This is a genomic window from Pseudomonas sp. PvP025 (assembly GCF_017832155.1).
In the GTDB taxonomy this organism is placed as follows: domain Bacteria; phylum Pseudomonadota; class Gammaproteobacteria; order Pseudomonadales; family Pseudomonadaceae; genus Aquipseudomonas.
The window spans coordinates 2,545,655-2,567,769 of sequence record NZ_JAFIBJ010000001.1; the positions used below are offsets into that span (position 1 = coordinate 2,545,655).

Here is a 22,115-nt window from a genome sequence, read left to right on the forward strand (position 1 = left end):
TCGAAACCAGGGGTTTTGTTTACATCAAATTTGGCGGTGAAGGAGAGATTCGAAACTACCCGCAACGCTCCCTCAATTTCTAAAGTGCCCGGTTTAAGGGGCCTGTAGCGGTGTTGCGTCGTCGAAAAAAAGACATTTTTAGTCCCATGGTAGTCCCATGGGTTTTGCACCAAGTTAGTGCAGGTCAGCCGTAGAGTGGACAAAAACCGCATCCGAGCCGATTTATGTTGAGGCCTGGGAAAAAGGTAATATTGGTAATGCCGATGAAAATATTGGATAAAACCCTTTATATTCAATGAGTTGAAAGATATTTTAGAAGGTAATAATTTGGTAACTTATAGGTTAGGTCATTACCTTTTCACTTGGTAATTCCTCTCCCCTATAATCCCTAGCAAAACCGGGCACTTCGGCGAATATTACCTTTGCCATTACCAAATATTACCTCTCCAGGTAATGCGCCAAACCTACGGATTACGGGGGCTGCAGCAAGATTTACGCCCTGCCTAACCAAAATTACCTTTTTCCCAGCCCTGGTTCCAAAATAGCCCCCAATTGGGCGTGTCCTGGTGCGGCGACCAGCCCGTGAATTCACCATAGGAGACTTGATATGGCACATGAGTATTCTCTCTCAGATGTACTTGAGAGGATGTACGAAAATCAGCTGGCCCTTGAAGCATCTGTAATGGAGCTGACATTGCGGCTCGAAACACAAGGCTCAATAGATACCGGTGAAAACGTACGCGGCGCCTTGGAAACGATTGGCGAGAATGCAGGGCATATCAAGCAAGGTCTGGCCCGCCTCAAGAAACGAGGAGCCAATTAGGCTCGTGCCAGTTTGTGAAATTCTCCCACACCGCCGAGCCCCTTATAGCTCACGGCCTACGGCCGGATCTCGATGCAATGGAAAGCAGTTCCATGCACTGAAAAAATGGATATGTCTCGTTCTGGAAAGTCGCTACCTTTCTGGATTTTCACTCGTCCCGCCCAGTGATACCGGGACGGCAGCCCTTTCCTTTGGTTCTCCAGGACCTCACGTCGTTTTGTAACCACGCTGCACTTCTTAGCAAAACTTAGCATTTTGTGAAATTGTCTTTTCCTAAAGCGAGCCCGCGGTACGCCTGGCCTGCAGCGCTGAATGCACCACCCTTAACCTTTGCACAAAAAACGGACGTAGAGCCCGTCGGCGGGAGGGGGATAAGTGTTTTTTTGGTCAGTTTTTTTGCGGTGCGCTTTTTTATAGCAGGCCTAGTCACTTTGGCCGTGGCTACTCGAAGCTGGTGGCCGAGAGCCAAGCTCGGCTGGGCTAACACAATGTGCTAGTAGCGCAGCTATCACCGTAGATGCTGTCGAGTAGCTACAGGGAAGCTAATTCAACTGCACTGCACAGGCGCCACGTAGAGGCTAGAGACGAGAACAAATGATCCCGGTAGGAGTTGACGTATCCTGATGCGATCACTATAGTGATCGCCTTGGGACGCCATGAGTCCTGAAAAAACCGACATCAACAGCTTAGGAGTTAAACCCATGCAACCTACCACCCCTGTTCAACGCGCCTCCTGCTTCTCAACGTTACTCGCCCTTATTCTCAAGGACATTCGGCTCGAACGTAATGTTCATCAGGCATACATTGCTCAAGCCATTGGAAAAACGCCTAGCGCGTGGGGGAAAATCGAGTCAGCTCAGTCGCCTTTGCAAATGGACAGCTTTTTTGGCGCATGTTATGCACTGGCTATGCACCCCTCACAGGTCATGCAATTGGCAGAACGCCTGGTTCCGGTCTTCAACCGCTACAACTGGTATTTCCAGTCTGCGCATCTCGGCGAAGAAGATGAACTGGTTCCGCTGCTGCAACAGTACTACGCCAGCTCAGGCTATGAAGCTTTGAAAAGCCGTCCGTTGCATCGCACCAGTATTTTGACCTTTGGCAGCTATTTCAACTCTGCTGAGCCGACAGTAGTTCACTACTGCAGTATTCCACAGGCGAAGGACTGGATTGATAGCGGAGCACTTCCTTCTCAACCTACTATGCCCGGTCAACCGCCACTGCCTTTGAATTTGGTGACGACAGCTGTGGCTGGAAAAAACAGTTAAATGTGTGTCAGTTGAGCACCTGCATGCCACTTGAACGGTTGAACGGAAAACCCCTAATTCAGATCTGATGTTAATATTACTCATAACGGCGCTTCCTAACTGTTGGAGTGCGCCTTTTTTCTGCTCAAAAATCTTGATGCAGAAGTGGCAGACCGACAGCTATAACGAAGAATATAGTTTGGCCTCGGCTTTCGTTGAATCAATCAGGGATACTTGGTTCAAGCGGACGGTTCTTTGGCTTATGCCTATGAAGCGCTTCTGAATCAGGAGAGCGATAGGCAAACTTCTTATACATATGCTGATCACACCGATGCGGTACAACGGCGTGGCTTTGAGCTCCCTGAAAAAAAGGCGTTACCCGGCGGTTAAGGGAGACGTCCTTGTAAACGCCCAACTCTAGTCGGCGGTAGGTCGTGGTTCAAACGTAGCGAGAGTATCCAAGGGAATGCCACTCAAACCGTATCTGCTAACTTTGCTGCAGAAAACCACGCTGTCTGGAATGGCGCCGACAGGTTTTGTTTTAAGCGGTATTGAGTACGTCGACGGATGTGCTTACGCGCAGCCTTGGTGGTGTCGGCTAGGCTAAATAGATGCACTACAGTCGAGATAAACGTATAATTTTAAAGCCGCCATTCGACGACCTTATAAAATTCACACTATCGTTACTTGCGAGTAACCGAGATTAAGCCTGTACGTATTACCGCATCCTTCACATTTAAAACGATCCCAAACCTTTTCTATCGATACATGCATAAACGAGCCACATGTACACTTATAAATTAATCTACGAGCAGGCTGCAGAACTTGGACTCCGTCGTCCAGAGTGACTTTTTTCCAAAGTAATCCACACCCCCGATTACCACACCTTACCAGTTCATCATCTTCAAACTCGGACTGACCTATGAAAATCGTTTTTCCGCAATCACACTCTGCATTAATAGTACTTTTAAAAGCCAATACAATGGTTGCAGAAAGCACGCGCTCAATATCTGAAATAATATTATTCAACTTCTCCTTATCAATTACTTTCTCCAAATCCTTTATTTTTTTGGGAGCATGCAAATACGATCCAAGTTTATTATAGTGCTTTCTAAATACCCCCCATGGAATTGCTTTTGCGTTACCACCGGGAGCCCATTCTTCAGGTATTTCATCAGGGGCATTAGTTAGGCCGATGCTTAACTCACTATCTTGGTCGGACCCTGGACTGAATGAAGCAAGCAACTTGATAATTCGATCTGGCTTCCACTCTCGCACAACACTTCCGGGAATTTCCTCTCCGTATTGTTCAAGTTGGCGATATGCTATTATCTCAAGACAGAATCTTAGCTCAAGGCAAGCATATTTAATTGAATGACTTTCTGATCCTGAAAGTATTTTTTTTGCACGGCTCAGATAATCCCCTGCCCCATATAGATCCATGTGCACACTCCATTAGCCAGATTTTCGTTCCATTTGTTAGACCTTAATATAAACCTATTGCGTTATTTCCTTCAAATCATCGGAAAATTGTGCGGCTGCTGCAGAATTAGCAACAAAAGCAGCAGCGTTGCCCGGTACTGGTGTCGGACCGTGGGTGTGTCTTGCCAGTTGAGAGTTCATCTGCTGTACCAGATCGAGCAAATCGCAAAGCACCTGCAGCACATTCACCCCCTCGGATCCCAACCAGGTTTTGGGCGCGACTAGTCGCTGACTGACCGTCGCCACGCTCTTACGCAGCCCCTGAATCCTTTCCTCCATATCGCCGCCGACCGTGGCGTTGTGCTTCTGCCCCACCACCAGGTTCAAGTCCCGCCCGGTCGCCTGGTGCATATCGTCCACCGCAGCCAGGCTGGCAGATCCGCCCGACAACAGCTTGAGCGCGCCCAGGGCCTCGATCGTCTTGATACCACCCACTGACTCAGTGGAATGGTCGTCCACCGTCCTGGTGTGATTCTGGAACGTCTCCTTATTCCCTAGTGCCTCAACTTCCCGCTCGATCGCCTTGTCGCGGATCTTGCCGTCCGTTTGGCGCAGCCAGTTGCCGTCCGCGTCGACACGCTGCTGACAGGCCTCGCTGTGCTGCCACACTTGGTCACCCTTCGGCACGCTCGGCATGCTCAGTCCGTGGGGCAGAATGGTTTGGATATAGGGTTTGTTCGGCAGCCCATAGGCAAAGCACACCACTACTTGGGTGCCCTCCTCCGGGAATGCATAGATGCCCATTTCCTCGCCGCCGGTGGGCAGGGGTAGCGGTACGCCGGCCAGGATCGGCAGCTTGGGATCTGGCTCGCCGTCCGGCCCCATGACCTCAATGTCCACCGCATAGCGCGGCCGGAAGTCGTCACAGATGCCGGCGCCGGCCGGGGCGTCGGCCACCGCAACAACACGGGCAAAGCGTGGCAGGTGGTAACCGCCGGTGAGTTCGGGAAATTGTCGTTCTACGCTGCGGCGGATTGCGTCGTCCATCGGATGGCCATCTGGTTGTCGATGAGCGCCACACTTGTGATGCGCTCGCCGTGGTTGATCGTTGCACCTGGGCGCAACCCGGGAAGGGCTGCAATCATTGCGCTTTGGTTGCCCTGGTAGTCGTCGAACAGTTCCACCGGCAGCTGCAGCGGCGCGCGAACGCCAAAGAAGCTGTCAGCCCAACTGCCCACGAACACCTCCCCGTCACCCTGCTGCTGCCAGATGAAGTCGGGGATATTGAAAACCCGGGCCAGACTGTCCATGGCTTGATAGCCGGCAGCCAGGCTGTAGAAGAACGGCGCTTTCACGCTGGCGTAGGGCTGATCCGGGACGCGGAACCGCAACCCGGTGTGCTGACCGATCTCAACCAGCACGGCCCGAAGATCGACATGGCGAAGGTTCAGCGGCAGCGGGTTGGCAAGGATCGCGGCCAGCTCGCGGCAGAACAGCACCTGCTGGCCGCTGCTGGCCGTGGTAGAGCGTTCGACGTAACCAATGAAGTGTCGCTGCAGCGTATTGCCGTTATAGCCAATATCGAGCGTCACCAGACCCTTGACCGGCGCCGAGGCTTGAATGGTGAATGTCGCCCGCCCGGGGCTCTTTGCATCCAGCCGTACTTCGTTTTTGACCAGCACGTACGGCTGGCCGTTGATAGCCAATTCCTTGTGCAGTTTCATATCTGCGGGCTCCCGCCCAACCAGGTGTCTACCTTTTTCAAGGTCGCTTCAAATCCTGTCAGTTCCTCCGGGCCACCAGGTGAGTCGCCACCGGCACCGCCGGCACCACCGACCGCTGCGCCCGGGCCAGACTGCGCCGTCACCGCGTTGCCCGATCGCCGGCCCTCGACTTTCTCAGGGTTCGACAGTTTTTCGGTCAGGGTGAACTGGATCAGCCAGCCACGCAGGTTGTCGTCCTCCCGGGCGCTGACGCCCTCGGTGAATGTCACCTGGCGCATGCCGAACGCGGCGGCGGTATCGTTGACGATGCGGTAGGTCTTGAGCTGGCCACCGCCCTCAGTGGCTTCCACCAGGCGCATCAGGTCGCGCAGTTGCACCTGGTCAACAAATGGAATCATCAGGCTGACCGTCAGGGTTTTGGGCTTAAAGCCCTTGTGGCCCTTGTCAGTGTTGCTGGTTTGCCCTGACAAATCGTCGCTCTCAATGCGCAGATTGCCGGTGACTTTCAGGTTCTTCCCGCGAACCTCTTGCCCGTCGAGTAGCAGTGTCATAGGCCCACCAACTCACGAACAAAGCTCAAGCCCTTTTCAGATCCTACCAGCAGCGCGCCGGCGCACAGCACCCATTCATGTCCTGGGGCATCACCAGTCAGCAGGGCCTGGCGCAGCTCAACAGAATTACCTGGGCCAATCAGACGTGCGCGCATGCTGCTATCGGCGTTACTGCCAGCGAGCGAGGCTTTAAGGTCGGCCACCTGCTGATCACGGCTCCGTTGCTGGTCGGCTTTGCGGGTGGCCAACGCTGATAGGTCAGCCATGGGCGAACGGTCGGCGGCGTAGCCTTCCAAGACTGCGATCTGGCCGGCCATGGATTGCTGTGCGGCTTTCACCACCGTGCAACGCTCCAGCGGCAGCGCTTGCCAGCGCGGCAAAGCGCCGGCGGCTGGGATCTCCCACTTCTCCGTCTCCAACTTGGACAGGTGCCGTGCACGGCGCTCAGCCCGCACCAGGTCCGGCATCGGCAACAGCGCATTGAAGCGCGCCAGACTCTCGGCCAACTGATCAAATCGGGTGGCCAGGAACATCAAGCACAGCGCGAACTGAGGGCCATCCGGCCGGCCGGTGTCGCTCACATCTACCAGTTTGCCGGCCAGATGCTGCAACAGGTTCGGTGCCGACAGGAAACGCTGGTAGCCACGGCCCTGGCCAACTCCACTTTGAAATGGCGTCACCACTAAACACGCCGGGGCTTCGCCCGTCTGCTCGGCGAGCGCCGTGCGGCCTGCAGCGATCGGCGCCTTGGCAGCCTCTCCAACCGGCCCTGGGCTGGTGGTGGTTTTACCGTTGAGATCGTCCAGCCGCTTGGTGGTGCCCGCCAGCTCGTTGCCGGCCAGGCCGTGAGCATGTGACAGATCGCTCATCCACTGAGTGGCTTGCTCGGGCCAGCGCATTTTGACCGCGCTCCAGGTCATGCCGGCGGCGCCCATTGAATGGCCTTCATTACCTTAAGCTTTTTGCCCTTGAGCGCAGTGGCCAAGTCCTGCTTGAGGTTATCGGCGTGCTGCAGCGCCGACTGCTTAAAACGCACGAGATCCTGACCTACCTGGTGCAACTGTGCCGCCGTGTGAGGTCGGAATCCTTTGACCTGGTCAGCGTCAAAACAGGCGTAGCTGGCGTCCAGGCCACTCAACACCATGCCCGTCAGATTGATTTGGTCATCCATCTGGCTGTTATATCGGTGCGGCTCACCCAGCGCACTGGACATAAAACCGGACTCGATATGGCTATTACAGCCAGCGTTGATCTCCTGCAGTTTCTGTTCGTACAGCGTGGCCAGAATGGCACCGATATCGTCCACCCACTCGCCATTCTTCCAAACCTGATCAGCTCCTGGTTTTTTCACGGTGTAACCGCTGGGGATCGGGCCGAGGCCGGTGACGGTCAGAGGCTCGCCCGTAGTGATGCTGTAGACAATCAGGCCGTCGAAATACTCTACCAGGCTCCACTTGCCGCCGCTCCAGCAAGCCGCTTTGTTGGCCGGAATCTTCGGCGGTGCTGTCTCTACGCACCCACCTGGAATCAGAAAAACACCTGGCTCCAGGGGCGATTCTTCGGCTTCGGCCAGGCCGACATAGAGGCCCAATTGATTGGTTTGGTAGACCGTTTTAGTGTTCATGTTGGACCTCAGTATTTGATGCAATACACCATGGCAACGTTGACCGGGCGTGCTTCGATACCACCCGATGCGTCGACTGTGATGTTGTGATTGTGGGCGCCGGCGGATCCGCTGTTTGCCGAAAGCGAGGCGCCTACCGAGTAGTGCCCACCGCCCTGGCCGGTGGTGATGTTGAGCGCGATCGGCCAAATGCCGTGACTGTGGGCGCCCTGTACATCGCTAGACGCACTGTGCGTGTGGCTGGCGTTCTGACTGCCCTGCAGGGTCCCCAGTCCTCGATTAGCATCGAGTCCGCGACTGTCGTCCCAACCACGCAAGAATGTGCCGCGAAGGTCTGGCAGATTGAACGTATTAACGCCGTCCCCTGCCCCGTAGCTCGTGCCAATCTGCGCGAACAAAGCCCCGTACGTGATCCGAGACACCGCTGCGCCATTCGCTTTGAAAAAGCCCGGCGGAGGGGTCGCCATCGCAAACGCCACGATCGTTCCTGGAGGCACGATGCTGGAAGGATTGAGGTTGCCGCTGTGCCATAGCTCACGTGTGGGCGTCCAGTTGCCCGCGTTGTTCACTGATCGAATGAGCGCCCGGGGCTCAGGCGTTCCCTGCTGCAGACCGATCTGACCCGCGTAGGCACTGCTCCCATAGGGAATATTCAGGACGCTGACATACTGCTCAAAGGTCGTTTGCCCTGCGCCAAAATAGTGAAATCCGCCTGGCAAGCCGATGGTGTCGATCGGGCTCAGCGCCGCGCTGGACGATGCCAAACCGCATTTTCCGGTCTGGATGGCGTCAGTGATGCCATAGCCAGCAAGCGTTGTGGCCTTGTCTGCTTTCACCGCTGGGGTGAAGTTATGAGCGGTCCAAATCGGAAGACCTTTCCACTGCAGTACACCGCTTACGTCCATCGCAAGATCGCCGGCAACCACACCGCCCCAGTGAAATTGAATACGTGGGGCGTAGTCGAAGTTGTTCTGCGTATCGGTGACCAACATGGCTTCCCGGATTTCTAACGCGCCGGTATAGAACTCCCTCCCGGGTGCAGGCGCATATAGCTGGGGCCGCTTGCTGGTAAGCCCCAGCGGCAACGCGTTGGTAATGCCGTACCCTTCAAGGGTCGTAGGCTTGCCGCTGCTGATCTTCGACCAGTCCAACGTGGGCACATCGCTCGGCTGGAGATATTCGCCACTGACCACCAAGCCTTTCGAGTTGACCGTTACCTTGGTGTATTTCCAGGCGGCGACGATATCCGGCATCGTCAGCCGGATATCAACGTCTGCAGTGCCATCAAAGTCCACGCTGCCGGCGCCGGCGCCGCTGATCGATAGCTTTCTCGCGGTTTCCAACTGCTTCGCCTTGCCCACCGGCGTAGTGCCGTTGATCAGCTTTTTGATCGCGTCCTGCAGCGCCAAACGAACGGCGTTAACCGCCCTGGTCGTAGCCAAAATCAAGCTGTCGTTGGTGGTATCGTCGTCGCTGATCGCATTCGGCAGATTGCCCAGGCCCACATCGCCCTTGGTCGTCGCACGAGCGCGCAGGCTCTGATAATCACCGTTGCGCGCAGCCAGGTGTTGAATCAGCGGCCCATTGATGGCCTCAACCGTCCGGCGATCGCTCACTGCCGAGGCGGTCAGATCGGCCAGGGGCACGCAGTAGACCTGGGCACCGTCAGAGGTCACATAGTCGACTTGGTCCGGCGCGAACACCACTTTCCAAGAGGCCACCACATCGTTCAGCTCCCGACGCAATGAAACCTGCAGCCAGCTCTGAGTGGGAATTTGTGCCGGCACAACTGGCGAGACCTTGGCCAGCTCGATGCGTACACCTTCGATGTACGCCACGCCTGGATTCAGCTGGTAGGCAGATCCCACCTTTTCAACTTGAAACGCACTGCCAAAAAAGCAGGCACGGCCAAACACATCCCGGTTACTCAGGCGCTCACGCTCATCAATGCCTTTGAGGCGCACGGTGAAGTCATGCTGCCAGGTACTGGCATCAATGGTGATGCCGGTGAGTGCCTGGGCACCATCAAACACCACCAAGATGTTGCGGGTTACGTTGTTGCCCAGTTGCAGCGGGGGAATGTTCTTGCGCTTCTGCTGCAGCGGCACGTAGGCCACGGCCAGCAACACGTTCTCGGCAGTCTCAAGGCCGATCCAGTTCCAATCAAAATCCCCGACATCGCTGCCCAGCATCGAGCTGTAGACCACCTGATTGGGGTTCACATACCCCACGTTTTGCTGGGGGATGGTGTAGCTGTGCACGATCTGCGCGGCCGGGGGCTTCGCGGCGGCACGATTGACGGGTGCGTTCGGGTTCAGGTCCGGCACGTTGGCAAACACAAAGCGCACGACTTCGAGGCGTTGTTGCGATCCCATTTTCTGGGCAATCAGGCTTTCACCTGCAAGGGTAATACTGGCTCCCATGGGGGCTCCTACAGGCTGGCGATCAGCGTTTGCTGATCGTCGTTGAAGTCCACTGCGACGATGCGCAGCGATACAGGGGTGATGGTCACGAAGTCATAGCGCCGGCAGGTGCGGCCGTACTGCTGAATCAACACGCGAAGCAGCTCGGGGTTCTGCGACAGCTGCGAGTCGGAGAGACGCAGCAGCACCACGTCCCAGTCCCGATCGGCCATGCGCTCGTCAATCTCGACATAACCCACGCCCAGGCGCTGCAGGATGCGTTTGAGTCCGGCCGTGCTGCCGGCGTCAACGGCATTGATGAAGGCGTATTTCACCCGCAAGCGGTACAGGTTTTCCGGCTCGTCCTTGAAGCGGCTGATATCGCGCTGCCAGGCCAGCAGGTCGAGCACCGTCAAGTGACAGGTTTCCGCATCCATCTGCAGCAGCGGCCAGTGCAACCAGCCCTCGACCGTTTCCCACCAGGACTGCGCTGCAGCTTTCAACTTGGCCAGCTGCGGACCATCGAGCCAGAACGGCAAACCGAGCTTGATCATGGCAACACCACCTGCAGGCTGCTGATCCGTGGAATCGTCAGTTCCGACACAATGTCGGCATTGTCGAAGTGCAGCGACTCAATGCCGGCAAACTGCTGGTGGAGTTCTTCGCCCAGGCGGCTGAATGAAAAGCGCGCCTGTGGGTAGGTCAGGGTCGGCTGGTAATCGCCGGTACCGCTCTCGCGAAAGGCTGCCCGGATGAACTGCTCGACCTCGGCCTGCAGCTTGGTGCGCTGCTCGCTGGTCAGCACCGGGCGCGGCCACAGCAGCACACGCAGAGCGTGCTGCGTCTCGGGCATCACCAACACCAAAAGATCGTCGCCGTGGCCATGGTTGCCCTGGTCGCGGATATGGGCGTTAATTTGCCCCAGGTACGTCGCGGCCGGCACGTCGGCTTCAAACAGCACGTAGGCATTGGCGCTGCCTGGGCCCCGGGGCGCACCGTGCAGGAAATACACGCCATCGGGGCGCACGCCTGGAAAGGCCGCGATCATGGCGCGGTACACCGCATCGGTGTGCCACTGGTTGACCGCCGAAAACTGGTTGCGCACGCGCAAACGCAGTTGGTCGTCCGGTTCTGGATCTGCACCTGGTGCAATTAGCCAGCCGTCCGCGTTCACCACCTGGACGATGCCGGCAATGGGCACCGGTAAAATGGCGTAATAACCCGGCGCCAGGTTGTAGCCGCTGCCCACCTCCTGCGCTTGTGCGGGGATCTCCAGCTGCAGCACACCGTCCGCAAAGGTTGCCGCCTGGGTTGTGACCAGTTGATAAACGTGGCCGTTAATAGCGGCGGACTGAACCTGTATGCCGGCGGGCAGCTGCAGCACGCCGCCGGCGACGTCACGGGTAAATAGCAACATGCCCTGGGCTTTGGTCGCGCCCTTTCGCTCCACATTGACTGCCCAGGCCAGCATATCGAGCCACTTGTCTTGGGCCGTTTTCACAAAGAAGTTGGGCAGGATCGTGCCGCTGATGAAGTTGATCAGCCACAGCACCGGCTTGGTTACCAGGGCCGTGATCACCCGCCAGAACGGTGAATAGGCACTGGTGTTGCTCATCTTGCTGCCCTGGGCGGCCACTTCCTTTTCCCAAGCCTTGCGCAACCCGTCCTCGGTGATCGGAATGCCAGCGTCTGCGAGCGCCTGTTTAAAATCTACGTCGCTCACAACACCACCTCGATATCGCCGAATTTCAGCGTTTTGGCTGTGACCAGGTACTGGCCGGACCGCACCTGGTTGATCAGCGCCGTCCCGGGCACCAGGCGCTCGTCGGCCTCTACCAGCAGCTCAAGTTGCTGGATGCAGTCGCGCTGACGCAACTTGCTCCGCTCTGCCACCAGCGTGACCAGCAAGCCGCTCTCACGGATCATGTGTGCAATGTCCTGGGCGATGCTGGCCCGGTCCTCGATCAGCAAAGGCTGACGCGAGGGGTCCAGCACCAGGTCGTTTTCCACAATCAGCAGGTCGATGTAATCGCTCATCCGCCCACCGCCATGGCCAACATGCCTTCCAGCTCCAGCGGGTTCATGGTTTTACCGGTGTGAATGTTGACGTTCTCCACATGGGTGCCCTTGTTTTGGGTTTGGTTGTTGTTCTGGATGCTGGACAGCAAGCCGCCCCGGGGCACCGCGTCCGGCCGTTTGGGTGACAGGCTGGTCACTGCACTGTTGATCCGTTCCTGGCTTTGCTCGGCCTTCTCGGTGGGTTTGGGCGCTGTCACCAGGGCGGGCGGCTGCGTAGGTTGGGGAACACGCAACTGCGGCCCGATCGGCGCGGGCGTTTTCAAGACCGGCGCAGCCACCAGTGCCGGTGCCGTACGCGGCGCTTGGGGCGCGGTCAGCGGTTGCGCGACCGGCGCCGGTGTTTTCGGCACCGGTGCCAGCACGAGGGCCGGCGCTTGAGCCTGGGGCTGCAGCGTGTTGAGCGTGGGCATTGCCGGCATCGCTGCCTTTGGCTGTTCAGCCAGCACCAAAGGCGGCGCCTGGATCGGTGGCTGGGGTGCGCTGACCAACTGCGGCAGCAATGGCGCCTCGACCTGGGGCGCGCTGATTGTCGGCAGATCCGGCGCGGCCGGCATGTCACCGAACGCCGCATCGATACTCACGCCGGGGATCTTGTTCAGCATCTCGATCAAGCCATTGATCGCGCTTTTGAAGATGTTGACGATGGCATCCCATGCGGCGCTGGCCATGCTCGACCATCCGCCCATCGAGTCGAACCATTCCGACAGCGCGGTCAGTTGGCCGCTGACCCATTGGAACGCCTCGCTGTTGAGCAGCGCGCTGGTCCACTGGTCCCAATAAATGATCGCCGCCGCGACGGCCGCGACCAGAGCAACAATTCCGATCACGATCCAGGTCACCGGGTTGGCCAGCAACGCGGTGTTGACCAGCCAGATCGCGCCTTGCCACAGCAGCATGGCGCCCTTGACCAAGCCCATCCAGGCGACCATCAGCACCAGGCCGGCGACAAAACCGATCACCATGACGGTGTGGTACAGGAACATGGCCACGCTGCGCAGGCCAGCCATGGTCAGGAGTTTCCAGACGGTGACCATGCCCAGCCAGACCATTTTCGAGATGCCAACCGTCATGGTAAGCAAGGACATAGCGGCGATGATGCCGAACACCACCAGCACCGTGATGCCGATTGCGCGGGTGATATTGGGGAACAGCTGGGTCCAGCGGGTCAGCGTACTGGCGATGGCCACCAGGCGGTCCATCAGCGGGGCCAGAATCGGGATCAGTGACTGCCCGAAGGCGATACGCAGCGCCTGCACAGCGGCACCAAACTGCTGCCACGGGTCCACCATGTTTTTGGCCATGCGCTCGGCGTTCTCCAGGCCGCGCACGTTGCCAAGCTGCTCCATGCCGTTTTTCAGGCGGCCGGTGTCGCCCATCAAGGTGGTGATCAACCGCGCCGCTTCGCCACCGAAGGCGTCACGCAGCTTCTTGCCGTTGGCCTCAATAGACAGATCCCCGAACTTACCCTTGAGCTTGTCCAGGATGTCCATCATCGGCAGCAACTTGCCCTGCTGGTCGACAAAGGACATGCCGAGCTTTTCCGAGGCGCCGCTGACATTCTCGAAAAACGACTTATAGAGACCACCGGCCTCCCCGCCGTCCATGGTGCTGCCCAGCGTGCCCAGTACCGCCATTTGCTCGGCCAGGCTCACTCCGGCGGTGCTGGCCAGGCCGCCGGCGGATTTGAAAGCCTCGCCGATCTGCTCGCCACTGGTGCGAAACAGCTGCACCGCGGTGGCCGTCTGCCCCGCCAGATTTTCCACCCACTGGCCCTTGCCCATGGCGTCGGCCTGGCCCTTGAACAGGTTGTACATGGTGCCAACGTAGGTGCCCATGGTGTCCGCATCGGACTTGGTGGCCTTGGCCAACACGGCACTGGCGTTGGTGAAGGTCGCCAGCTGACTGCCCGCAAGGCCTTTGATAGCGCCCTCGATGTGGTACGCCGAGGCGACAAAGTCCCGGGCGTTCTCGCCGTAGTTCACCGAAAACTCCAACGACTTGCGATTGAGCGAATCCAAGGCATCTTCCGCAACGTTCAGCGATCGGACCTCGCCCAGCGCCCGGTTCATCTCCAAGGCTGGTTCCAGCGATTCGGAGATGGCCACGCCGGCGCCCACCATCCCAGCCAGGCCAAGGCCCATTTGGGTGATGTTCTTCTGGCCCTGCTCGGCCAGGTCAGCAAAGCCCATTTTGACCTTGCCCAGAGGGGCGGTGACCTTATCGGTCAGGCTCAAAATGAAGGCCAGGCGGGCGCTTTTGTCAGCCATCTGTGTTTATCCGTTGAGTGCGTGGGCGATGCCGTTGGCAATGGCGATTTCCATCCGGCGCCAATGCTCGTCCTCCAGCCACTTGGCCGTGCCCATCACCTCGGCTGTGGGCTCGGCACCAGGTAGCCAGCGGCTGGCCAGGGCCACCAGTTGGCCAAGGCCGTTTTCGGTCAGTCGTTCGGCGTGGTCGAGGGCTTTTTTACGGTGATTTCAACGTCCGGGCCGTACTCCTCGAGGAGCGCGCCGGCCAGTTGCATGACCAATACCGGGTTGCCCAGCAAAGCCTTGAGCGTGGCGCGGTCTTCCTGCTTAACGGTGGTCACCAGCAGGTTGTTGGCCGGCGAAACCTTGTTGGTCTGCGTCACGGCATTGAAGTACTTGGTCACGTCCTGCGGGGTCAGTGCGAAGGTGAATTCCTTGTCGCCGACTTCAAGGGTGATATCGCGTGTATCGGTCATGGTGTTGCTCCGTTGAGGTTAGAAAAGTGCTGAATCAGCGCAGGCATACCCTGCGCACGTGGTCCTGCAGGCCCAGGATCATTTGCCGGCTGAGGGCGAGTTGATCTCTGAGGGTGAAATAATCCTGTCGAGCGTCTGCTGTGAGTTCGGCGGTGGCTGCATCAACCACGCGGCCGGCGCCGGCCGCTGGGGTGGCTGGGGCGCTGCAGGTGGCGTTGAGGCGCAACCGGTTAAGGCCAGCGTCAACAGCGCGGCGCAAGCCGTCGTTTTCGATGCGTTCATCGTTGAGTTCCTGGGTACGTTGGAAATCGATGGCGTCACGCGCGGCCAGCATTTCGCCGCTGATACGCGCCGCCTCTCGCAGGCCGCTGACTTCAAGCAGCGCGGCGTCTCGCTCGCTGCGGGCGGCGTTGCGTTGGCCTTCCAGCAGGTCGAAACCGAACCAGCCCACCAAACACAGCACCAGAATGAAAATGCCGTCGCGCATCACAGCCCCGCCTCGCACAGCGCCGCTTCGGCCAACCGACGCGCATGTAGGCCAGGGATAAACACCTTTTTGCCCTGGGGGCCGGTGACAAAGGCCCACACCGGCGTTCTGCCGTCTGGCGCCCAGGCCAGGGCCTGGCAACCGTCTTTTATTCGGCCGGCGTTGATCAGGCCCACGGCGCGACTGGCGCAGGTGCTGGCCGTGCCAAAGTTGTGGCCATGGCTGCTCAGGGCGTCAAAAGTGTTCTGGCCCACATCCTGATTGGTGATGCAGTCGGCCAACTGCAGTTGGCCTTTGCTGATCACCAACTGCTCCACTTCGTTGCAGCGAGCGTCCGACCAGTAATCCCCCACAACCACCGGGTAAGGGCTGGCATGACGGGTGATGCCCTTGCACACAGTCGGCAGGCCACCGGCCAGCTTGTCCGCATACACGGTGTTCTGGCCGTTACCTTCCCAGGTGCCCAGGAACAGCACCAACGTGGAGCTGCAGAGTGCAATGGCGCCGGCGGCGATCTTGCCGCGCAGGCTCATGTCTTCACCTTCCAATCGCGCAACATCTGGCGATATTTGGGAACCAGCAGCAGGATCTGAAGCACCATGTAAACGGCGGTCAGCATGTAGGCGACAGCCGACCAGTCGACGGCCCCTGTCGCCCCAGTGGCCGCTACACCGATCGCAGGTGACGCCTTCGCCAGTGCGATGGCGGTGTCCTGGGCCGCCTGATTCGTGCTCATCGCTGCACTCCTTTTTCGAAAAAGGACTGGCACGGGACACAACGGGTTTTGCCGCCGAGCGCCTGACGCGCGGCAGGAATCTCGTTATCACAGTCCTGGCAGTGAGTAAGGCTTGGGCCCGCTGACTCACGCCGGGCCTGGGCCAACTGGGCGTTGATAGCCTGGTCCCGCTGACGTTGTTCCAGGGCTTGGGCGCGATCGAACGGGCAGACCATCAGCTAATGCCCTCGATCTCAGTTGCATCCAGGTACGGCACGCCGTTGATACGGATGAAGTCCGGGCTGGTGACCTCGAATGGCACCTTGTGCTTGGTCTTCTCGCCGCCCTTGGGATCGATGCTCAGCAGGCTGGATACCTTCAACTTGCATCCGAAGGCCTCAATGCGCAGCTCGTCGTCGCCGGCCTTGGCGAAGAACACCGCGTCGAAGGCATCGAGCTTGCGGAAACTGCCGGCGTTGCGCGCCGCCTCGATCAGCAGATTGAAGTTGGTGGAGTCCAGCTCCAGTTCACCGGCTGCCGCAACATCGCCGTCGACGTAGCCGTCAGGCACGCCCCGGGTTTGCGCAGTCTTGCTGTTGTCGGTGATATCCAGGGTGCAGCTTTCGACGTGAACCTGCAGATCGCCCAGGTTCACGTCAAAGTTTTTGCCGCCAATACGTGACATGGGGTGTTACTCCGAATCGTCGTTGGAAAGGTCCAGGGCGATGTTCGCCGTGAGGTCTTTCGGGCAGTTGTGGGGTTTGATCTTGATGAACGCCTCGACGGAGGTTTTGCTCTTCCAGACCAGCACGATGTCCCCGTCTTTTGGCGATTCGATCTCGCCCGGGAATACCTCGCCGGCGAACTTCACCGACTTGGCCATGCGGCGCAGCGGAGCCATCAGCGCGGTGACGTTTACCGCCATGCTGTTGGGTGTGCTGTTCAACCGGCGATCGGCAACGCGGCGGATCAGAAGTGGACGCACCAGGCGCGCGGCCTTGTCCGCCAGTCGCAGGTATTCAATGACCTGGTAGTCGCTGGCCGGGGTGTCCAGCATGTTGCCGTCGCCCCAATACACGCCCGGGTAATCGGGGTAAGTCTGGGAGACGGAGAAGCGTGCTTTGTCCAGTTCAGCGCGGATTGAGGACGGCAACGGGATACCGTCTTTGTCGATAGGCACGGCGCCAAGGCCCAGCACGGCACCGGTGGCCACGCGCATAGGGCTATCGGCGATGCTCACCGCAGCATTGGCCAGGCGCCCGGCCAGCACGCCCAAGTCATTGCCATGCAATTGAGGGACGACCAGCACCCGGGGCGCGGCCAAGCCGTCCACGATCGCTTTCTGGTCAACCAGGTATTCGGACCAGGCCTGCAGTGGCGTAGGGCTGGACGTGGAGGCCATAACGAAGACGCGGCGCCCGTAGACATTGCCAAGCGCGACAGCGGCGTCGTGCATCGCTGACAACTCAGCGGCCTTGACCACCGGTTGCGTGATGACAACCGCCTCAACAGAGAAACCCTGCTGCTGGGACTGCTCCAGGGCGGTCTTCCAATCCCCTTCGGCCCCAATCGGCGCCGCCAGGCACGCCCAGCGATCGCCGCCGTTCAGGCGTGCAGCAGTTATCTGGGTTTTCAGGTCACTGGCTGGCAGCCCCAGAGAGGCGTCCAGGTCGCTGTCGGTATTGAGGGGCATCAATTTGCCGACGTTTTTCGTGCCGGGACCGATGAAGAGAAAATAGCGCTCGATCTCAGTCACGGCGCCTTGGCCCAGATTGAGATTGTTAACGCTGACTTTGCCAAGTGCCATGCTGTGCCTCGTTAGCGGGGTGAATTAAGGATTTGTTGGAAGACCTGGTTAACCAGCTCGCGGGTTTCGCTCCCGGTCTCCACGCCGAGGAACTGGCGTTTGGGCAGGGTGATATCCCAGCTTTGCGCGCCGGTGGTCTCGGTTCTTTCATCGTTCAAAATGCGGATCAGCAAGCCGGCCTTGGCGTAGTTGACGTGTTCTTGAATCCAAGCCACTGACGGCCTGGCCAGCGCTTTTTTGCCCTTCTGCCGCACGCGAAAGCCCAGCCGGCGCAGGCGTTTTGCCTGTTTGTCGGTGCACGCAATTCCTGGGGGGACTTTGTTCCAGCGGCGCATCTGCGCGGCGGTGCGCCGCTCGCTGACGCCGTTGTGCTGCTGGGAGGCGACCCATCGGGTGAGTGCGTTTTTCCAGCCCAATTCGGCCTCATCGGAACTGACACGCGTGACCTGCAGCAGCTTGGCCAGGCCGGCTTCCATCTTCTTTTTGCCCTTGGCACTGCCCTTGCGTTGCTCAAACGGGCTGCCGTCCAGGTTCTTCTGCTCCCGTACGCGCTTACGGCTCATCGTCCGTACACGCTTGGTCACGTTGTTCAGCAGTCGCCGGCGCAACTGAGGAGGCAGTTCGAGCAACGCCAGCTGCGCGTCGACGTTGAGCAAGCCGCGAATATCCAGATCGAGTGCACTAGCGGCCATCGCTGCCCACCTCGCCCTGCTCGGCTGTCCACAGATCAAATGGGACGAACGCCCAGGTCTTGCCGAACGCCTCAATCTCGCCGCCTGGATCTTCGGCCAGGTATTGGGGCTCAACGAACTCCAGGGACAGGTCGACGTCGAAGCTGTCAGCGTCCAGCGGCTCAATCGCAAACAGCGGCGCCGGCAGTTCGTGGCGGTCCCGATCGGGGTCGTGGGTTTCAAGCCAACTGCCGACCAGGGCCATCAGCCTGCCCGGGTTACCGGTGAATCGTTCCAGGGAGAAAGCAGCGCGATAGCGCATGTCAGCCATGTGAAGGCCGTCAAGGTCGGGCTTCCAGATCAGCTCCAGGCTGACCTGTTCGGTCCAGCTGTCGAACTGCTCCGGTTCCACCAGGTTGCGGGCCATCAGGTAGGCGGTCAGCGCCTTCAACTGGATCACTGAAGCGCAGCCGTGATGCGGCCACGGCCCTGCAGTACGCGCACGGCCTGTTGGCTGAACGCCAGGAACGTTTCGACACGTTCAGGGGCTTCCTTGCCGGTGTTCTCCGCGCTCTCGCGACGATTGACGGTGGCGAACTGCGGCAGTGAGTGGGCTTTGGCGCGGCAGTGAACCGCACGCTTGTAGAGCGTGATTTTATGAGCGTAGGCCCATGCCGCAGGGGTGCCCGCACCCGCCGCTGCCGTCAGGCTCGATACGCCAGCGCCCTGCAGGGTAGCTTTCACGCGGGCCAGGTCGGTGTTCACCTCAACCATGGCGCTTTTCAGTGTGTCGACCAGCAGCTCTACCAGGTACTCCGCAGGCAGGCGTTGTTCCTTCTGGAATTCGGACACAGAGAGGTCTGGCCAAAAGCCGTCGTTCTCGATCGTCTGTTCCACAAAGGTGGTGGTTTTCCCGGAAAAGCTCATTGCTGGCCGCTCAAATAGGGCGGGGAGCCTGTTTTCAGTGGGACGGTCCATAAATGGGCGGCTCACTTCCACAGGTCCCCGCTGGGGGGGGGTAGTCGGTTATTCGGTGGCCGGGGTAGCGGCCGCTTGTTTTGCCAGGGCCTTGCGGACCTTATCGATGCGGGTGTCGTTGCCGGCTTTCGGGTACAGCTCGGTGGAGCGCTCCAAATGCTTGAGCGCGGTTTGCCACTGCTCCGCCTCCATGGCGCGCATGCCGATCAACTTGTGGTACTTGCTGGGGATCTGCTCCGTCAGTTGCCATTCGCCATCCACGCGGGGCAACAGGTCGGACAGGTAGGGCTCCGGGCTGCGGCCGGCGTTGTATTCGGCGTAGGCCCACTCGCACACGGCATCGGCGACAAAGGTCTGGATATCCCGGCGCTTGAAGCGCTCCGGCATCTGCTGACCGCCCTGCTCCATCAGGAAGTCAGCCAGCTCCAGCGCATCTTCAAACTGGGCGGTATCGAACAACCAGACCATCACCTGCACCGCGACACGGTTGGGAAAGTTCAGCCCCGACTCGCAGTAGCGCTGCACGTATTCCTGGTATTTGGGCAGCAGCTCGTCGCGCTTGAGGGCCTGGCGCCCGGCCAGGCCGTTGATGGCGCTGATTCGGGCCAGGTCCTGGTCCAATGCCGCTTCCTGCAACAGCAAGTGCTTACGGGCGTTGGCCGGGCTGCTCAGGGCATCCGCTGGCGAGTAGGCCATTCCAGCAGTAGCGGCGAGCGCCGCCACTGCTGTGCTGCCCAACGCCAAGGTGCGCCGCTTGTGCGCCAGGGCCAGGCTCACTTCACCAGCTCCACGTTTTCAGTGAAGGCGATCTTTTCCAACTGCTCGATCACGTAGCCTTCGTTGCGGCTGTTGTAATCCTCAACGCGGGAGCGTTTCGGGTTCTCGATCGTCTGCTTACGCCAGCTGGTGTCCTGAAAGTAAATCGACAGGTTGTCCCAACTGGTGACCAGCACCGCATTGACCGGGAAGTTCGGCACGCTGAACGCCGGCAGACCGCCATAGGTCGCGATGACCTGCGCGTTTTCGATGCGCTCTTTTTCGGTCGGCGTGTCGCCTTGCTTGGTGTACAGCTTGGCCTTGTCAGCAGCGAGCAAATCGGTGCCGATGATCGCGACCAGGTCGCCGTCTTCGCGCAGGATCTCGTCGACCATCTGCTTGGTGTCGTGCACCAGGGCATCAAGGTTGGCGTAATCACCGCCGGCGCCCAGCATGACCTTGCCAGCGGTAGCGCCCTCCTTCAGCACCTGCTGCGGGGCCTGCTCGCGAAGTTGCTGCAGCCAGCCTTTGTTCACGTCCTGCAGCTTCGGATATTTCTCCAGGTCGGTTTGCGCTGCCGCGTGGGTGCCATGGAAACCGATAACGATCCGGTCCTGCGCGATGCGCTTTTGCACTGCAGCGGAATAACGTTCCTTGAAGTCTGGAAACTTCGCCCAGGCGTCGATCTTGGCGTATGGAAGGCCCACATCCGACTGGGTATCAGCCAGCTCGTATTGGGTGTTATCCAGTGCCGAAGCATCTTTGGCTTCACGGTCGGTGGTTTTGGTGTTGGTGCGGCCAGTGACCGGACCGTTCACGCCAATGAACACCTTCTCGCCCTTGATCTCGCTGACCGGAGTGACGTTGATGCGCTCCAGGAAGTCGGCTTTCGCGGTGATCGCGTCGTTCAGTTCTTGGGCAATCGTCGGGTCAACGCTGAACATCCGAGCCGAACTTTCGACCCCATACGCTTCGGCGTAGGCTTCCTGCAGCTCGGCATATTGTTTGGCGCCACGGGCGCTTAATGGCTGGGCCATATCAGAGCACCCGCTTTTTGGTTGCGATCACAGGGCCAGGGTTGCGTGGCAACTGGCGACCGGTCGAGGTGTTCTGCAGCGCGGAAAACTGCTGCTCCAGCTTCGCCATACTGGCGAGCAATGCCTTGTTCGTCGCACCGCCTTTTCGATTGAACTCGCGCTCATCCTCGGCGGTGGTGACGATATCGTCGACAGCTGTTGTCACGTCGTCGATTGGTGCGGCGTCGGGCTCTGGCGCGTCTTCCGCGACGGGCTCAATCACAGCCTGAATGCCGGAAGCGACAATCAGCAATTGAGCCAGCAGGGCTTTCAGGGCCGTTGCTGTAGCTTCATCCATTGGGGGTTTGCTCTCGGTTGGGGTGGTGGGTTCGGCGGGTTCGACGTCCGTGGCAAAGCGCTTGAACAGACCAGCGAGCAAGCCGACCAGCTTGCCGACCTCGCTCTGCGGTTCGGCTTCAAAGGAGCCCAGTTCAACGGACGCGGCGTAGAAGGAGTTTTTATGGGTTTGCTTGGAGAAATAGAGTTCCTGGGTGCCCAGGCTGGCCGGCTCATCGGTGACGCCTAAACCGGTCAGGTAGGCCTTTCCGCTGCCGGCGAAATTCGGGGTGATTTCAATGCTGGAGAACAGCTTTTGGCCTTGGTCATTCAGCTGTAGAAGGCGATCATTTGGTTTGAGCTGTGCCTCTAAACCGATTTGGCCGGGCTCCAAGTCGTCGCCCTCCTCCACCAGTCGCACGGCGAAGACAGTGCCGTGGGAACCGCTCCAACGTTCGTGGTCGCACCAGATCACCGCCGTATATTTGGACGGCTTGTAGGTTTCAGCGATATCGCGCAGTTCCTGGGGAAGGATCTCGCGACCATCGGCGGTGGTGCCGCTGGTGGCGACACGTTTCCAGTACGAAACAAGGGAACGGGGCATGGGTTTTAACTGCGCTCAATCGGTTGAATGAGCCGCCAAGATAGGGAGCCGCCGAGCGCCAAACAAACGGTTCAAATGCGCGTTTCTCCTATATTCGAGATATAGGCGGATCACGGAATTTAACCCCGCGTTTCCTGCGTTTTCGCCG

General features: G+C 59.0%; 27 protein-coding genes. 2 read left to right on the forward strand and 25 right to left on the reverse strand.

The window, feature by feature from the left end:
* Positions 1-607 precede the first annotated feature (607 nt).
* Both JOE32_RS10540 and JOE32_RS10545 read left to right on the forward strand, forming a co-directional pair.
* Positions 608-823: a hypothetical protein gene (locus JOE32_RS10540; protein ID WP_209983810.1), complete on the forward strand. Its 216-nt coding sequence runs from the start codon at positions 608-610 to the stop codon at positions 821-823.
* A gap of 701 nt (positions 824-1,524) precedes the next feature.
* A complete protein-coding gene (locus JOE32_RS10545) occupies positions 1,525-2,091 on the forward strand; it encodes a helix-turn-helix transcriptional regulator (protein ID WP_209983812.1) in 567 nt (188 codons plus the stop codon).
* A 651-nt stretch (positions 2,092-2,742) separates the two neighbouring features.
* Here JOE32_RS10545 and JOE32_RS10550 read toward each other — a convergent pair.
* From JOE32_RS10550 to JOE32_RS10670, 25 genes are all read right to left on the reverse strand, one after another.
* Positions 2,743-3,513 (reverse strand): hypothetical protein, encoded by a 771-nt coding sequence (locus tag JOE32_RS10550; RefSeq protein WP_209983814.1) that lies wholly within the window; start codon positions 3,511-3,513, stop codon positions 2,743-2,745.
* A 54-nt stretch (positions 3,514-3,567) separates the two neighbouring features.
* Positions 3,568-4,539, reverse strand: coding sequence for a hypothetical protein (locus JOE32_RS10555; protein WP_209983817.1), 972 nt, complete (start codon positions 4,537-4,539; stop codon positions 3,568-3,570).
* Complete coding sequence (locus JOE32_RS10560; RefSeq protein ID WP_209983820.1) at positions 4,512-5,216, reverse strand: hypothetical protein; 705 nt, start codon at positions 5,214-5,216, stop codon at positions 4,512-4,514. The genes JOE32_RS10555 and JOE32_RS10560 overlap by 28 nt, the downstream gene beginning before the upstream one ends.
* Entirely contained in the window at positions 5,213-5,767 is a 555-nt protein-coding gene (locus JOE32_RS10565) for a DNA-binding protein (RefSeq protein WP_209983822.1), read from the reverse strand. The genes JOE32_RS10560 and JOE32_RS10565 overlap by 4 nt, the downstream gene beginning before the upstream one ends.
* Positions 5,764-6,702: a hypothetical protein gene (locus JOE32_RS10570; RefSeq protein ID WP_245229010.1), complete on the reverse strand. Its 939-nt coding sequence runs from the start codon at positions 6,700-6,702 to the stop codon at positions 5,764-5,766. Before JOE32_RS10570 ends, JOE32_RS10565 begins: the two co-directional genes overlap by 4 nt.
* A complete protein-coding gene (locus JOE32_RS10575; protein WP_209983824.1) occupies positions 6,684-7,391 on the reverse strand; it encodes a hypothetical protein in 708 nt (235 codons plus the stop codon). The genes JOE32_RS10570 and JOE32_RS10575 overlap by 19 nt, the downstream gene beginning before the upstream one ends.
* Positions 7,392-7,399: 8 nt before the next feature.
* On the reverse strand, positions 7,400-9,814 hold the full coding sequence (locus JOE32_RS10580) for a phage tail protein (protein WP_209983825.1): 2,415 nt from the start codon (positions 9,812-9,814) through the stop codon (positions 7,400-7,402).
* Between the two features lie 8 nt (positions 9,815-9,822).
* Positions 9,823-10,347: a phage tail protein gene (locus JOE32_RS10585; protein WP_003235260.1), complete on the reverse strand. Its 525-nt coding sequence runs from the start codon at positions 10,345-10,347 to the stop codon at positions 9,823-9,825.
* Complete coding sequence (locus JOE32_RS10590; RefSeq protein ID WP_209983827.1) at positions 10,344-11,516, reverse strand: baseplate J/gp47 family protein; 1,173 nt, start codon at positions 11,514-11,516, stop codon at positions 10,344-10,346. The genes JOE32_RS10585 and JOE32_RS10590 overlap by 4 nt, the downstream gene beginning before the upstream one ends.
* The gene (locus JOE32_RS10595; RefSeq protein ID WP_003235256.1) at positions 11,513-11,830 is read right to left on the reverse strand and encodes a DUF2590 family protein; all 318 of its coding nucleotides are present in this window, start codon (positions 11,828-11,830) and stop codon (positions 11,513-11,515) included. Before JOE32_RS10595 ends, JOE32_RS10590 begins: the two co-directional genes overlap by 4 nt.
* Entirely contained in the window at positions 11,827-14,139 is a 2,313-nt protein-coding gene (locus JOE32_RS10600; RefSeq protein ID WP_209983830.1) for a phage tail tape measure protein, read from the reverse strand. Before JOE32_RS10600 ends, JOE32_RS10595 begins: the two co-directional genes overlap by 4 nt.
* 6 nt (positions 14,140-14,145) lie before the next feature.
* Positions 14,146-14,286, reverse strand: coding sequence for a hypothetical protein (locus tag JOE32_RS10605; RefSeq protein ID WP_003235253.1), 141 nt, complete (start codon positions 14,284-14,286; stop codon positions 14,146-14,148).
* Positions 14,287-14,309: 23 nt separating this feature from the next.
* Positions 14,310-14,597, reverse strand: coding sequence for a putative phage tail assembly chaperone (locus JOE32_RS10610; protein ID WP_186751381.1), 288 nt, complete (start codon positions 14,595-14,597; stop codon positions 14,310-14,312).
* 34 nt (positions 14,598-14,631) lie between these two features.
* Entirely contained in the window at positions 14,632-15,084 is a 453-nt protein-coding gene (locus JOE32_RS10615; protein ID WP_209983832.1) for a lysis system i-spanin subunit Rz, read from the reverse strand.
* Positions 15,084-15,617 (reverse strand): lysozyme, encoded by a 534-nt coding sequence (locus JOE32_RS10620; RefSeq protein WP_209983833.1) that lies wholly within the window; start codon positions 15,615-15,617, stop codon positions 15,084-15,086. The genes JOE32_RS10615 and JOE32_RS10620 overlap by 1 nt, the downstream gene beginning before the upstream one ends.
* Entirely contained in the window at positions 15,614-15,820 is a 207-nt protein-coding gene (locus tag JOE32_RS10625; protein ID WP_003235246.1) for a hypothetical protein, read from the reverse strand. Before JOE32_RS10625 ends, JOE32_RS10620 begins: the two co-directional genes overlap by 4 nt.
* Positions 15,817-16,035, reverse strand: a complete 219-nt coding sequence (locus JOE32_RS10630) for a TraR/DksA family transcriptional regulator (RefSeq protein ID WP_003235240.1) — start codon at positions 16,033-16,035, stop codon at positions 15,817-15,819. The genes JOE32_RS10625 and JOE32_RS10630 overlap by 4 nt, the downstream gene beginning before the upstream one ends.
* On the reverse strand, positions 16,035-16,484 hold the full coding sequence (locus tag JOE32_RS10635; RefSeq protein ID WP_003235237.1) for a phage protein: 450 nt from the start codon (positions 16,482-16,484) through the stop codon (positions 16,035-16,037). Before JOE32_RS10635 ends, JOE32_RS10630 begins: the two co-directional genes overlap by 1 nt.
* 6 nt (positions 16,485-16,490) lie before the next feature.
* The gene (locus JOE32_RS10640) at positions 16,491-17,606 is read right to left on the reverse strand and encodes a DUF2586 domain-containing protein (protein WP_209983835.1); all 1,116 of its coding nucleotides are present in this window, start codon (positions 17,604-17,606) and stop codon (positions 16,491-16,493) included.
* Between the two features lie 11 nt (positions 17,607-17,617).
* The gene (locus JOE32_RS10645; protein WP_003235233.1) at positions 17,618-18,298 is read right to left on the reverse strand and encodes a hypothetical protein; all 681 of its coding nucleotides are present in this window, start codon (positions 18,296-18,298) and stop codon (positions 17,618-17,620) included.
* Entirely contained in the window at positions 18,288-18,737 is a 450-nt protein-coding gene (locus JOE32_RS10650; protein ID WP_209983838.1) for a phage tail protein, read from the reverse strand. The genes JOE32_RS10645 and JOE32_RS10650 overlap by 11 nt, the downstream gene beginning before the upstream one ends.
* Positions 18,734-19,204, reverse strand: coding sequence for a head completion/stabilization protein (locus JOE32_RS10655; protein ID WP_209983840.1), 471 nt, complete (start codon positions 19,202-19,204; stop codon positions 18,734-18,736). The genes JOE32_RS10650 and JOE32_RS10655 overlap by 4 nt, the downstream gene beginning before the upstream one ends.
* Before the next feature lie 99 nt (positions 19,205-19,303).
* Positions 19,304-20,032 (reverse strand): phage terminase small subunit, encoded by a 729-nt coding sequence (gene gpM / locus JOE32_RS10660; protein WP_003235228.1) that lies wholly within the window; start codon positions 20,030-20,032, stop codon positions 19,304-19,306.
* A complete protein-coding gene (locus JOE32_RS10665; RefSeq protein WP_003235225.1) occupies positions 20,029-21,048 on the reverse strand; it encodes a phage major capsid protein, P2 family in 1,020 nt (339 codons plus the stop codon). The genes gpM and JOE32_RS10665 overlap by 4 nt, the downstream gene beginning before the upstream one ends.
* A gap of 1 nt (position 21,049) precedes the next feature.
* On the reverse strand, positions 21,050-21,967 hold the full coding sequence (locus tag JOE32_RS10670; RefSeq protein WP_209983841.1) for a GPO family capsid scaffolding protein: 918 nt from the start codon (positions 21,965-21,967) through the stop codon (positions 21,050-21,052).
* Positions 21,968-22,115: the final 148 nt, after the last annotated feature.